Annotated in this window: 14 protein-coding genes; 9 read left to right on the top strand and 5 right to left on the bottom strand. The window is 62.9% G+C overall.

Annotation, left to right across the window (positions count from 1 at the left end; genetic code table 11):
• Positions 1 to 119: 119 nt before the first annotated feature.
• On the bottom strand, positions 120 to 1,313 hold the full coding sequence (locus tag NLX68_RS12825; protein ID WP_254284291.1) for an amino acid aminotransferase: 1,194 nt from the start codon (positions 1,311 to 1,313) through the stop codon (positions 120 to 122).
• Positions 1,314 to 1,511: 198 nt separating this feature from the next.
• On the bottom strand, positions 1,512 to 2,537 hold the full coding sequence (locus tag NLX68_RS12820; protein ID WP_254284290.1) for an Ldh family oxidoreductase: 1,026 nt from the start codon (positions 2,535 to 2,537) through the stop codon (positions 1,512 to 1,514).
• 150 nt (positions 2,538 to 2,687) lie between these two features.
• Between NLX68_RS12820 and NLX68_RS12815 the strand changes: the two genes are divergently transcribed.
• The 7 genes from NLX68_RS12815 to NLX68_RS12785 all read left to right on the top strand — a co-directional run bounded on the left by NLX68_RS12815 (position 2,688) and on the right by NLX68_RS12785 (position 9,347).
• A complete protein-coding gene (locus tag NLX68_RS12815; RefSeq protein ID WP_254284289.1) occupies positions 2,688 to 3,557 on the top strand; it encodes a MurR/RpiR family transcriptional regulator in 870 nt (289 codons plus the stop codon).
• Positions 3,558 to 3,591: 34 nt separating this feature from the next.
• On the top strand, positions 3,592 to 4,350 hold the full coding sequence (locus NLX68_RS12810; protein ID WP_010222010.1) for a transporter substrate-binding domain-containing protein: 759 nt from the start codon (positions 3,592 to 3,594) through the stop codon (positions 4,348 to 4,350).
• Between the two features lie 143 nt (positions 4,351 to 4,493).
• Complete coding sequence (locus NLX68_RS12805; RefSeq protein WP_010222009.1) at positions 4,494 to 5,213, top strand: ABC transporter permease; 720 nt, start codon at positions 4,494 to 4,496, stop codon at positions 5,211 to 5,213.
• Positions 5,210 to 5,920 (top strand): ABC transporter permease, encoded by a 711-nt coding sequence (locus NLX68_RS12800; protein ID WP_010222008.1) that lies wholly within the window; start codon positions 5,210 to 5,212, stop codon positions 5,918 to 5,920. Before NLX68_RS12805 ends, NLX68_RS12800 begins: the two co-directional genes overlap by 4 nt.
• A gap of 25 nt (positions 5,921 to 5,945) precedes the next feature.
• Complete coding sequence (locus tag NLX68_RS12795) at positions 5,946 to 7,187, top strand: FAD-binding oxidoreductase (protein WP_254284288.1); 1,242 nt, start codon at positions 5,946 to 5,948, stop codon at positions 7,185 to 7,187.
• 18 nt (positions 7,188 to 7,205) lie between these two features.
• On the top strand, positions 7,206 to 7,994 hold the full coding sequence (locus tag NLX68_RS12790) for an amino acid ABC transporter ATP-binding protein (RefSeq protein ID WP_026001246.1): 789 nt from the start codon (positions 7,206 to 7,208) through the stop codon (positions 7,992 to 7,994).
• Between the two features lie 198 nt (positions 7,995 to 8,192).
• On the top strand, positions 8,193 to 9,347 hold the full coding sequence (locus NLX68_RS12785; protein ID WP_254284287.1) for a DUF1624 domain-containing protein: 1,155 nt from the start codon (positions 8,193 to 8,195) through the stop codon (positions 9,345 to 9,347).
• A 43-nt stretch (positions 9,348 to 9,390) separates the two neighbouring features.
• On the opposite strand, the gene NLX68_RS12780 is transcribed toward NLX68_RS12785, so the two are convergent.
• Complete coding sequence (locus tag NLX68_RS12780) at positions 9,391 to 9,684, bottom strand: hypothetical protein (protein WP_254284286.1); 294 nt, start codon at positions 9,682 to 9,684, stop codon at positions 9,391 to 9,393.
• Positions 9,685 to 9,844: 160 nt separating this feature from the next.
• Positions 9,845 to 10,267, bottom strand: a complete 423-nt coding sequence (hpaR, locus tag NLX68_RS12775) for a homoprotocatechuate degradation operon regulator HpaR (RefSeq protein WP_010222002.1) — start codon at positions 10,265 to 10,267, stop codon at positions 9,845 to 9,847.
• A 366-nt stretch (positions 10,268 to 10,633) separates the two neighbouring features.
• On the opposite strand from hpaR, the gene NLX68_RS12770 reads away from it, so the two are divergent.
• A complete protein-coding gene (locus tag NLX68_RS12770) occupies positions 10,634 to 11,449 on the top strand; it encodes a gamma-glutamyl-gamma-aminobutyrate hydrolase family protein (protein WP_254284285.1) in 816 nt (271 codons plus the stop codon).
• 85 nt (positions 11,450 to 11,534) lie between these two features.
• Here NLX68_RS12770 and NLX68_RS12765 read toward each other — a convergent pair whose 3' ends face one another.
• Positions 11,535 to 12,239 carry an MOSC domain-containing protein gene (locus tag NLX68_RS12765; protein WP_254284284.1) on the bottom strand — a complete coding sequence of 235 codons (705 nt, stop codon included), beginning with the start codon at positions 12,237 to 12,239 and terminating at the stop codon, positions 11,535 to 11,537.
• Positions 12,240 to 12,383: 144 nt separating this feature from the next.
• On the opposite strand from NLX68_RS12765, the gene NLX68_RS12760 reads away from it, so the two are divergent.
• Positions 12,384 to 12,770: a hypothetical protein gene (locus NLX68_RS12760; RefSeq protein WP_254284412.1), complete on the top strand. Its 387-nt coding sequence runs from the start codon at positions 12,384 to 12,386 to the stop codon at positions 12,768 to 12,770.
• The last annotated feature ends 25 nt before the right edge of the window (positions 12,771 to 12,795 follow it).

The raw sequence follows: 12,795 nt of genomic DNA, 5'->3' as shown, positions 1-12,795 counted from the left end.
TGCGCCGTTTGGTTGCGCTTGCAAAGCCCTGGCCGAGGAGTGGTTGCACCCTGGGCAAAAAGCATCGCGGGGCAGGAGCGGGCTTGTCCCGCGATGTGCTTGCCCCGCGACGGGCCTGCTTACTGAACCGCAGCGAAGGCCTTGGCCACCTGCTGCAGGTTGTCCGGACGCAAGCCGGCCATGCACACCCGGCCACTGTCGATCAGGTACACACCGAACTCGTCACGCAAGCGGCGCACCTGCTCGACGCTGAAGCCGGTGTAGCTGAACATGCCGCGCTGGCGCAGGAAGAACTGGAAGTCCTGGCCCGGCAGCAGTTCGGCCAGGGTATCGACCAGGGCCTGGCGCATGTCGAGGATACGCAGGCGCATCTGCTCCACTTCCGCTTGCCACTGGGCGTTGAGCGCGGCATCACCGAGTACCGCCGCCACCAGTTGGGCACCGAAGCTTGGCGGGCTGGAGTAGTTGCGGCGCACGGTGGCCTTGAGCTGGCCAAGCACGCTTTGCGCGGTATCGGCGTCATCACAGACCACCGACAGGCCGCCAACCCGCTCGCCATACAGCGAGAAGATCTTCGAGAACGAATTGCTCACCAGGCACGGCACACCGGCACGGGCGGCTTCGCGGATGGCATAGGCGTCTTCGGCCAGGCCTTCGCCAAAGCCCTGGTAGGCGATGTCGAGGAACGGGATCAGGTTGCGCGCCTTGACCACTTCGATCACCTGTTGCCACTGCGCCTGGCTCAGGTCGACCCCGGTAGGGTTGTGGCAGCACGGGTGCAGCAGGACGATGCTGTTGCTCGGCAGCCCCTGCAGGGTGCTGAGCATGCCGTCGAAATCGACGCCACGGCTGGCCTGGTCGAAGTATGGGTAGGTGTTGACCTTGAAGCCTGCGCCTTCGAAGATCGCCCGGTGGTTGTCCCAGGTCGGATCGCTGACCCACACCTGCGACTCGGGGAAGTAGCGCTTGAGGAAGTCGGCACCGACTTTCAGCGCACCGGAGCCACCGACGGTCTGCACGGTGGCCACACGGCCGCTCTCGACAGCAGGATGAGCGGCGCCAAACAACAGCGCCTGGATCGCCTGACGGTAGCTGTTCAGGCCTTCCATCGGCAGGTACATCGAGGCTTCGTGAGGCTGGGCGGCAAAGCGTTGCTCGGCTTCGCGCACCGCAGCCAGCTGTGGCACCACGCCTGCGGCATCGTAATACAGGCCGATACTCAGGTTGACCTTGGCGGCACGCGGATCGGCCTTGAAGGTCTCCATCAGGGAGAGAATCGGATCGCCGGCATAGGCATCGACATGTTTGAACACAGCGCACAGCTCCTTGGGTCAGGACAATTCGGACTAAAAGCCGTGTCGAGGATACCTGTACTGTGGGCCAAGGAACATTACCCTTGGTGCAACTGATCAGTGCACGTGTGCACAGTAATCGCTGGCAAGCCAGCGCCCACAATGATCAGCAAAAACCCTGTGGGAGCTGGCTTGCCAGCGATAGCGTGCTCAAGTTCACTATTGGGCCAACCCCTGCAACTGCTCAAGCTCCGCCACTGTCAGCGTCACCCCCTCCTTCATCGACTGCTCACGCTCACGGAAGCGGCGCTCGCCCGGCAGGCGCTGCAAGCCCACTGCCTGCATCTGCCGCACCAGGTCGCGGCTGCGTTCGGCAAAGCGATTACCCACCGACTTGGCCGGGTCGATGACGATGATCAACTGGCCGGTCCAGGGCGTTTTCGCGCCCGGGTGCTGTGACCAGTCGAACTCGAACGAGAAGTTGCCGCCGGTCAGTGCCGCCGCCAGCAGCTCGACCATCATCGACAGCGCCGAGCCCTTGTGCCCTCCGAACGGCAGCAAGGCGCCGCCGTCGAGAATCGCTTGCGGGTCGCGGGTCGGTTGGCCCTGGTTGTCGACGCCCATGCCTTCAGGCAGCAGTTCGCCCTTGCGCGCAGCAATCTGCACATCGCCGTGGGCGATGGCGCTGGTGGCCATGTCGAAGACAATCGGGTCGCTACCGGCGCACGGTGCGGCGAAGGCAATCGGGTTGGTGCCGAACAACGGCTGCTGGGCGCCATGGGGCACCACGCAGGTCATGCTGTTGACCACGCTCAGGGCCACCAGGCCTTCATCGGCAAACGGCTCGACGTCCGGCCACAAGGCCGCGAAATGGTGCGAGTTATGGATCGCCAGCACGGCAATACCGGCGCTGCGGGCCTTTTCTACCAGCAGCGCACGGGCCGCCGCCAAGGCCGGCTGGGCAAAACCGCCGTTGGCATCGACGCGCACAAAACCGCTGGCAACGTCTTCGACGTCGGGCACAGCCTGGCCATTGACCCAGCCACTGGCCAGGGTCGAAACATACCCGGGGATACGGAACACACCGTGGCTGTGCGCGCCATCGCGCTGGGCGCTGGCGCAGTTGAAGGCCAGGGCCTGGGCCACCGCTGCACTGCAACCATGGCCGAGGAAAATTCGCTGCAACAAGGCCTGCAGGTCGGCAAAGGCAATCTGCGCGACAGCAGTGTCGGGACGTGCGGACATCTGAAGCTCCCTTATTGGATTTGGAATGGGCGACAGCGATGGGCAATGGCCAGACTTTCCCCCAGTGACAGCAAACTGTCAAATATTGACTTGATGACAGAAAACATTCATTTTCTGTTTCAACGTGTCGCCGCCTTCGAGAGCCGCCCTGTGAGCCAACCGATCAAACAGCGCCTGGAACACAGCCTGCACAACGCCGCAGCGTCCGGGCGCAAGATCGCCAGCTACATGCTCGCCCACCTCACCGACCTGCCCTTCGAAACCTCCGCCAGCCTTGCGGCCAAAATCGGCGTCAGCGAGTCGAGTGTCGGGCGCTTCTGCCGCTCGCTGGGCTACGAGCACCTCAAGGCCCTCAAACATGACCTCAAGGACGATCTGGGTGAAGGCCCGTGGCTGGTCGGTGATCGTCTGCAAGAATTTCGCCAGCAGCACGGCAAGGATGCCGCCGGCCTTGCGCGCAGCCTTGAACAGGAAGTTGGCGCGCTGGTGCGGGTTTACGAGTACAGCCGCACCCCGGCGTGGGACACCGTCAGCCTGCGCCTGGCGCAGCGACGCAAGGTGTTCGTCGCCGGCTTTCAGACCGAGCGCGGCATCGCCCAGTGCATGGCCCACCTGCTGCAATACCTGCGCGATGGCGTGCAGGTGGTCGATGGCAGTGCCGGACATTTTGGCGAGGTACTGCTCAGCACTCCGGCCGATTGCGCCCTGGTGGTGTTCGAGGCGCGCCGCTATTCCCGCCATGCCCTGACCCTGTGCCGCAAGGCGCATGCGGCAGGCATTCCGGTAACCCTGGTTACCGACACTTTTTGTGACTGGGCCGATGCCAACGCCAGTGAGGTGTTTCGCATCCCCACCGAATTCAATCTGTTCTGGGAGTCCACCGCGACGATGCTGTCGTGGGTACAACTGATGGTCAACGAGGTCTGCAAGAAGCTAGGACCGGATGTTGAAAAGCGCTTGGAAGCAACTGCAGCTCTACACAACGAATTCGTTGGCTACACGTCAACGAGCAAACAATAGCAAGAGTGCAAACAACAACAGATCGAGGTGTGTCATGAAACCTGTTATCCGCTTCGCAGGGGCTTGCGCCCTGCTGCTCGCCGGCTCGACCATGGCCCAGGCCGAAACCCTGAAGATCGCCACCGAAGGCGCTTACCCACCATTCAACTACGTCGATTCGGATAACAAGCTGCACGGCTTCGACGTCGACATCACCCACGCCCTGTGTGAGCAGATGAAGGTCGAATGCACCCTGGTGGCCCAGGACTGGGAAGGCATCATCCCGGCCTTGATGGCGAAGAAATACGACGCGGTGGTGGCGTCGATGATCAATACCGAAGAACGGCGCAAGAAGATCGCCTTCACCAACCACTACTACAAGACCCCGTTGTCGGTGGCAGTGGCCAAGGACAGTGAAATCACCGACGCGCAAACCGACTTCAAAGGCTACACGGTCGGTGCGCAATCCTCCTCGACCCAGGCTATCTATGCCGAGGACGTCTACGGCAAGGCCGGCGCCGACGTCAAACTCTACCCGACCCTCGATGAAGCCAACGCCGACCTCGCCGCCGGGCGCCTGGACGGGGTGATTGCCGATAAGTTTCCGCTGACCGAATGGCTGGGCAAGGCCGGCAAGGACTGCTGCAAGATCCTTGGCGACGTCAACGGCACCAAGGCCGACGCCTCGATTGCCGTGCGCAAGGAAGATGAAGCCCTGCGCGAGCGCCTGAACAAGGCCCTGGACGCAATTGTCGCCAACGGCACCTACCAGAAGATCGCCAGTCGTTACTTCGACTTCGATATCTACCAGTAAATCTCACGTCCTGTGAGGGACCTGTGGGAGCTGGCCTTGCCAGCGATGCAGACGCCGCGCACTGACTGACTGCGTGTCGATGCCATCGCCGGCAAGGCCGGCTCCCACGGGGCTGAGTGTCTGTCTTGCGAGAGGGTTTGAGCATGCTCGAACAACTGTCACTGCTTTCCTTCGCCAGCGGCGGCTGGGGCCAAGCCCTGCTGGCCGGTGCCCTGGTGACCATTTCCCTGGCCCTGGCCTGCCTGCCCATCGGCTTGCCGCTGGGCCTGGGCGTGGCCCTCGCCGCCCGCTCCTCCAAACGCTTCCCGCGCGCTGCCGCCACCGTGTTCTCCACGGTGTTCCGTGGCCTGCCGGAATTGCTCACGCTGCTGATCATCTACTACGGCTGCCAGATCGCCGCGCAGAAAATCCTCCTGGCCATGGGCTATGAAGGCGAGGTGCTGATCAACACCTTCCTGGCGGCGATGATCGCCTTCAGCCTGGTGTTCGCCGCATTCTCCAGCGAAATCTGGCTGGCCGCGTTCAAAACGGTCGCCAAAGGCCAATACGAAGCGTCGGCCGCGCTGGGCCTGAGCAAGGCCACCACCTTTCGCAAGGTGGTGTTCCCGCAACTGGTGCGCATTGCCCTGCCGGGCCTGTCGAACAACTGGCTGTCGCTGCTCAAGGACACCTCGCTGGTGTCGACCATTTCCCTGGTCGACTTGATGCGCCAGACCAATCTTGCGGTCAGCGTCACCAAGGAGCCGATGTTCTTCTATGGCGTCGCCTGCCTGGGCTACCTGCTGTTCTCGGCGCTGTCGGGACGGGTGTTCACTTTCATCGAGCGGTACTTCAGCCGCCATCTGCGGGGGGCACGGACATGAGCTTCGATCAATTGCTGGCGCTGGTGCTCGACCCCGACCTGCTGGAACGCTACGGCCCGCGCTTTATCGACGGCCTGCTGGTCACCGGCAAGCTGGTGGCGCTGTCGTTCACCCTCGGTGCCCTGCTCGGCATGCTCCTGGCCCTGGCCAGGCTGTCGAACAACCTGATGCTGCAACGCCTGAGCGCTGGCTACATCTACTTCTTCCGTGGCTCGCCACTGCTGGCCCAGCTGTTCTTGCTGTACTACGGCCTGGGTTCGCTCAAGGGTTTCTGGCAGGACGTCGGCCTCTGGTGGTTCTTCCGCGACGCCTGGTACTGCACGGTCCTGGCTTTCACCCTCAACACCGCCGCTTACCAGGCAGAGATCTTCCGTGGCAGCCTGCTGGCGGTCGCCCCCGGCCAGTACGAGGCCGCCAAGGCCCTGAGCCTGAAGCGCTCGACCACCTTCTTCAAGGTGATCCTGCCGCAATCCTTGATCGTTGCCATCGGTCCGTTGGGCAACGAGTTGATCCTGATGATCAAGGCCAGCGCCATTGCCTCGCTGGTGACCATCTACGACCTGATGGGGGTCACCAAGCTTGCGTTCTCGCGCAGCTTCGACTTCCAGATCTACCTGTGGGCCGCCGTGCTCTACCTGCTGATCGTCGAGATCGTGCGCCGCAGCCTGAAACACATAGAAGCCCGCCTGGGCCGCCACCTGCGCTGATCGCCTGCTAGTGAGGACCGTTCCAATGCATTGTCAAACCATCGTTCTGGGCGCCGGCATCGTCGGCGTCTGCACGGCCCTTCATTTGCAGGCACGCGGGCGCAAGGTGATCCTCATCGACCGCCAAGAGCCTGGCAGCGGCACCAGCCACGGCAACGCCGGGCTGATCGAGCGCTCCAGCGTCATCCCCTATGCCTTCCCCCACGAGTTGTCGAGCCTTTTGCGCTATGGCCTGAACCGCCAGCCCGATGTGCGCTACAGCTTCACCCACCTGCCGAAGATCAGCCCGTGGCTGTTCAAGTACTGGAAAAACTCTTCGCCAGCCGGCCTAGCCGTGGCCACCCAGGCCATGCTGCCGCTGGTGCAGCGCTGCGTCGAAGAGCACGACGCGCTGATCGAAGCAGCGGGCCTCGGCGAACTGGTCAAGGCCAGCGGCTGGATCGAGGTGTACCGCAATGAAGACGCTTACAAAAAAGCCGTGGCCGACGCCCATGCGCTGCAGGCCTATGGCTTGAAATACGAAATCCTCGATCGCCAGCAGCTGCACGCGCGCGAAGTGGACCTCAGCGACAACGTGGTCGGCGGCATTCACTGGCTCGACCCCAAGACCGTCAGCAACCCCGGCGGCCTGACTCGCGGCTATGCGGCGCTGTTCGTGCAGCGTGGCGGCCAGTTCATCCACGGCGACGCCCGCACCCTGCGCCAGATCGGCAGCGAGTGGCAGGTCGACAGCCGCCAGGGGCCAATCACCGCCCCCGAGGTGGTGGTCGCCCTCGGGCCACAGTCGGCCGAGCTGTTCAAGCCGCTGGGTTATCGCATTCCGCTGGAGATCAAGCGCGGTTATCACATGCATTACCGCGCCCGTGACGGCGCCGAGCTCAAGCATTCGATCTGCGATGCCCAGGGCGGTTACGTGCTCGCACCCATGGCCATGGGCATCCGCCTGACCACCGGCATCGAGTTCGCCGCCAGCACCGATGCCGCCAACCAGATCCAGCTGCAGCGCTGCGAAGCCTTGGCGCGCAAGGTCTTCCCGCTGGGTGAGCGGGTCGATGCCGAGCCCTGGCTGGGCCGCCGCCCGTGCCTGCCGGACATGCGCCCGGTGATCGGCCCGGCCGCTCGCCACAAGGGCCTGTGGTTCAACTTCGGCCATGCCCACCACGGCCTGACCCTGGGCCCGGTAACCGGCCGCCTGCTGGCGGAGCTGATCACCGGCCAAACGCCATTTACCGATCCTGCGCCTTATCGCGCGGACCGCTTCAACTGATCGCGGGAGAATAACAACATGACCGCTTCACTGAGCCTTGCTACCCCAACCCCTGCCCCTCAGGCCGACCCGCGCAAGGTCGTGGTGACCATCGAGGGCCTGAACAAGCACTACGGCGCCTTCCATGTGCTGCGCGACATCAACCTCAACGTGCGCGAGGGTGAGCGCATCGTCCTGTGCGGCCCTTCCGGTTCAGGCAAATCGACGCTGATCCGCTGCATCAACCGCCTGGAAATTGCCGAACAGGGCAACATCCGCGTCAACGACACCGACCTTTCCCTGACCACCCGCCAGGCCGCTGAAGTGCGCAGCGAAATCGGCATGGTGTTCCAGCATTTCAACCTGTTCCCGCACATGAGCGTGCTCGACAACTGCACCCTGGCGCCCATGAGCGTACGCGGCCTGTCGCGCAAGGAGGCCGAAGAACGCGCGCGCTTCTACCTGAACAAGGTGGGCATCGAAAGCCAGGCCGGCAAGTACCCCAGCCAGCTGTCCGGCGGCCAGCAACAACGGGTAGCGATTGCCCGGGCGCTGTGCATGAAGCCGAAGATCATGCTGTTCGACGAACCGACCTCGGCGCTGGACCCGGAGATGGTCGCTGAAGTGCTGGACGTGCTGGTGAAACTGGCTGACACCGGCATGACCATGCTCTGCGTCACCCATGAGATGGGCTTTGCCCGCCAGGTGGCCGAGCGGGTGCTGTTTCTCGATGGCGGCCAGATCATTGAAGACGCCAGCCCCGAGGCGTTCTTCAACAACCCGCAGAGCGCACGGGCCAAGGGGTTCCTGGCGCAGATACTGCACTAAGACCGTTGGGCAAGGCTTCGCCTTGCATCGCTGGCAAAGCCAGCTCCCACAGGTTCTGCGCAGCTCTCAAGACCAGCGCCAATCCTGTGGGAGCCGGCCTTGCCGGCGATGGGCTGCGCAGCAGCCCTTGTTCATTGCCTGGCATTTTAGTTATGTTATAACGAATAACTTAGCAATTCCACGCCAGCGACCTCACCCATGCCAACCGCCCCACCCGCCAACCAACGCCTGCTCTGCATCGACGCCCTGCGCGGCCTGGTGATTGTCTTCATGCTGCTCGACCACGTGCGCGAAACCTTCTTCCTGCACCGCCAGGTCAGCGACCCAATGGACGTCGCCAGCACCGACCCCTGGCTGTTTCTCAGCCGTACCCTCGCCCATTTGTGTGCACCAGTGTTCGTCCTGCTCACCGGCCTGTCGGCCTACCTGTACGGCGAAAAGCACCAGGGCAAAGCCGCAGTCTCGGTCTTCCTGTTCAAACGTGGCCTAGTGCTGGTGTTGCTGGAGTTCACCCTGGTCAGCCTGGCCTGGACCCTGGAGTTGCCGCCGAAGGTGATCTACCTGCAAGTGATCTGGGCCATCGGCCTGAGCATGATCGCCCTGGCCGGCCTGGTGTGGCTGCCGCGATCGCTGTTGCTGGTGCTCGGTGCGCTGATCGTCGCCGGGCACAACCTGCTCGATCCGCTGCACTTCGCTGCAGGTTCGGCGATGCACATCCCTTGGGCGATCTTGCATGACCGCGGCTGGATCGAAGTGTCGGACAGCTTGCGCCTGCGCACCTCGTACCCACTGCTGCCGTGGATCGGCGTGATTGCCCTGGGCTATGCCATGGCCCCCTGGTTTGCCAGGGGTGCGGATGGGCAGGCACGTCAACGCAAGTTGCTGCTAACCGGCATCGGCGCCCTCGCCGGTTTCCTGCTGCTGCGCCTGTTCAACGGTTACGGCGAGACCCAGTGGCAGGTCAGCGAAACCACGTTGCGCACACTGATGAGCTTTTTCAACATCACCAAATACCCGCCGTCGCTGCTGTTCCTGGCCCTGACCCTGGGAGTCGGCGTGTTGCTGCTGCGCAGCTTCGAGCACCTGCAAAGCAACCGCGCGATACAGGTGTTGAGCGTGTTCGGCGCAGCGCCGATGTTCTTCTACCTGCTGCATTTATATGTGCTGAAGCTGCTGTACCTGATCGCCATCGCCTGCTTCGGCCTGAACCAGGGCAGCTACTTTGGTTTCGACGGGATCTGGGCGATGTGGCTGACGGCAATTGTCTTGAGCATTGCGCTCTATCCGCCGGTGCGCTGGTTCGCCAGGCTCAAGGCCCGGCGCCGGGATATCGGCTGGCTCAAATACTTCTGAGCCAAGGCGTGCCCCTGCAAGCAGGGGCACGCCCCGTCACTACTTACTGGGTATGCATTTTCGACTTTATAAAACCGGCGATGAAGGCCAGCACCGCGCCGCCGGCACCGCCGCCGACAATACTGCTGATCAGCGCCGGCAGATCGAGTGAGCCACCCGCCGCCACCGCCGCACCGGGTTCACCGGTAAAGGCTGCGAGTATCTGCCCGACAATCACCCCACCCACTCCACCGAAGATCGAGTTGAGTAGCGGGCCCATGCTCTGCTTGCTCATACCGGCTGCGTTGCCGCCCACCACACCGGCAATAACCTGAATGATCAGACTGACAATATCCATGATCCAACCCCTTGTAGCGTTGAGAATTGACGACTCGCGTCCTGCTACTTCAGAAAGTCACGACCACGGGAACAGAGACGCCTGGCTCCGGTCAACGACGGCACGCTGTTGCGGATGGGCACAGTATAGGTAGCAAGCGGCCAGTGCGCCAAAACGGCGCTCAGGGCTTGATGTTTTTCAGGCTGTTGAGCAGGCCCAGCAGTGCCTGCAGTTTGTCTTCGCCGAACTGTTCGAGGATGCGCTGATAGTTGTGCTCCATGTCTTCGCTCATGTCGACGAAGCACTGCTGGCCCTGTTCGGTCAGGCCCACGAACACCCGGCGCTGGTCCTGGGTCGACTTCTTGCGCCGCACCAGGCCGTCACGCTCCAGGCGTGCCAGCACGCCGGTCATGCTTGGCTTGAGGATGCAGGCCTGCTCGGCCAGTTGATGGCTTTCCAGTTCGCCTTGCTGGCGCAGGATGCGGATCACCCGCCATTGTTGTTCGGTCAGGCCATGGGCATTGAGCGAGGGGCGGAAGAAGGCCATGGCGGCTTCGCGGGCTTGCAGCAGGGTCAGGGTCAGGGACGGTCTTGGAGTGGGCATGGTTCAGGCTGGTAGTCATCGGTGACAGCCAGCTTAAGAGAAACCGCGCGATGCAGCAAAGCCACGCAGGCGCCGCTTCGGCCATTCACCGGACCTTGTTCAATATAATGAACTGGCCACAGCAGGCGCCATGCCGGTTACCGGGGCCTGCAGGCCGATAATTGCATTCAGGCAATCTCAAGCTTCGCCCATGCAATCTGAAGTCGTTTGACATATTAAACGGCTCTGGCAAGCTATATGACAGGTTTCGACCGGATACAGCCCCTTGCTTGGCGTACCGGCAGTGCTCGAAACCTCAGGCAGCGCAAAGGTTTCAGCAGCGCGCCTGCACAATAATGACAGGCTGCGCCTGTCCCAAGGTGACATATGCCCAACAGCAACATTGGCAATAAGAATCAAACCCCTCGCAAACCCGTCGTGCTGATGACCATGGGCTCCCAGGAGCGCAAAGGCCACGACTATCAGGTCATGACCCACAAATACATCGTACCGCTGGTTGAACACGCCGGTTGCGTACCTGTGCTGGTGCCAACCTGCTGCGGTACCGACGACCTCGAAGCCTACCTGGACATGGCCGACGGTGTTTACCTGACCGGCGCCGGCAGCAACATCGACCCGGCCCTGTACGGCCAGGAGAACGAAACCCCGGGCAAGGCCCAGGACCGCGACCGCGACCTGTTCGACCTGCCGCTGGTACAACTGGCTATCGCCCGTGGCCTGCCGATCTTCGGCATTTGCCGTGGCATGCAGGAAATCAACGTCGCCCTGGGTGGCGACATCTACCAGAAGGTCTACGCCGAGCCAGGCTTCAACGACCACCGGGAAAACCCGGACGACCCGGTCGATGTGCAGTACAGCGCGGTTCACAGCGTCAAACTGGAGCGAGGCAGCTGGCTGCACAAGCTGCTGCAGAGCGATGAAATCCGCGTCAACTCGCTGCACGGCCAGGGCCTGAAAACCCTCGGCGAAGGCATCGAGCCCCTGGCCCGCGCCGAAGACGGCCTGGTCGAAGCCATCCACGCCCCGAGCCTGTCGCCTTTCCTCTTCGCGGTGCAATGGCACCCGGAATGGCAAGCGGCGAAAAACCCGGATTCGGTGAAGATGTTCCAGGCCTTTGGCGAAGCGTGCCGCAAGCAGGCCGCCAAGGGTCAGGTGGTGAAGAAGCTGGGTACGGCTGCCTGATTGCGATCGCGGGGCAAGCCCGCTCCTGCATTGTAGGAGCGGGCTTGTCCGGCGGTAAGCCGACTGACTAGTTGCCCAACCCCTTTCAAGATCTTTCGACGCCCGGCCCTTGCAGCCGCGGTGCCCAGTCCTCGACTTCGGCCTTTTCCAGACGCCGCGAAAGCGTCCGGCGCCAGGAGGCAGCCAACGGCAGTTCCAGGCACTGGCGAATGACCTCAAGGTCGACCTGCTTGTCGAACAGCACTGACGACAAGCGCGCCACCGACCACTGCGGATGCGGCCGAGCGACCAGCTCGATACTCATCCCGGCGGCCAGCACACCCTCCTCCAGCACCCGGTAGTACCAGCCGGTGCGACCGCTTTGCTGCACCCGCAGGGACATGTCCCTGACCCCAAAACGGTCGTTGAGCTTCCAGCACGGCATGCGCCCCTGGGAGATCTCCAGCAAGGCCGTGCCGGCGCGAAAACGGTCGCCCAGGCATACGGTCTGCTCGGTCCAGCCACAGGTGCTGAGGTTTTCGCCGAAAGCACCCGGTGCCTGCAGCAGGGGATGTTCGCCCAGCTCCGCCGCCCAGGCAGCATAGTGTTCACGTGGATAGTGATGGATGGCCTTTTCGATTCCGCCATGCACCCGCAGGTCGCCTTGCTCGTCGCCGGCCAGGCCCAGTTCGGTCACGGCCACCTCGCCGTCACGTGGGGCCTTGGCGATGGCGCTGGCTGAACCCGGGCGGGTATAAGGCACGGCGCGGCCGGTCAATACGCTTTGCAGTTGCAGTTGCTGTCCCAGCATGAGCGATTCACTCCTCTACACATTCGGCCAGCTCAAACACGTCCGGCGGCCTCAAGGCTGCGAGCGTATCGGATAAATACGCTACCGACAAAGCGCAGCACCGAGCCCATGGCAGAGGGCGCTGGATTCGCTATGCTGCAAGGCATGAACGCCACCCTGCCCACCCGCACCCCCTGCCCGCCCGGCGCCTGTGATTGCGGCCGCGAGACGCTGCAGGACCCGCGCATCCTGCTGCTGACGCGCCAGGAAGAAAAGCGCCTGCTCGAACGCCTGGAAAACCTGCAGAGCCTGTCGGAGCTGGAGCACATGCAACGACGCTTGTATGAGCAGTTGGGCATTCGGGTGCAGATCACTCCGAGCTTCAATGAAGTGCGGACCATGCGCGGCATCAACATTCAGATCGAGGAGCTGCCGGGGTTGTGCCGCAAGACCCGGCAGAATATTCCGGCGGCGATCCGCCGGGCGCTGGAACGCCAGCCGCAGATTGCCTACCGGTTGCTCGATGCCCATGACCTGTTGCGCGATGCCTGACACAGCAGCGCGGGGCAAGCTGACT

Origin of the sequence: Pseudomonas sp. SBB6 (genome assembly GCF_024213215.1) — a bacterium.
GTDB lineage: Bacteria > Pseudomonadota > Gammaproteobacteria > Pseudomonadales > Pseudomonadaceae > Aquipseudomonas > Aquipseudomonas donghuensis.
The sequence above is the reverse complement of the archived record's forward strand: the minus strand, read 5'-3'. Positions and strand labels throughout refer to the sequence as shown.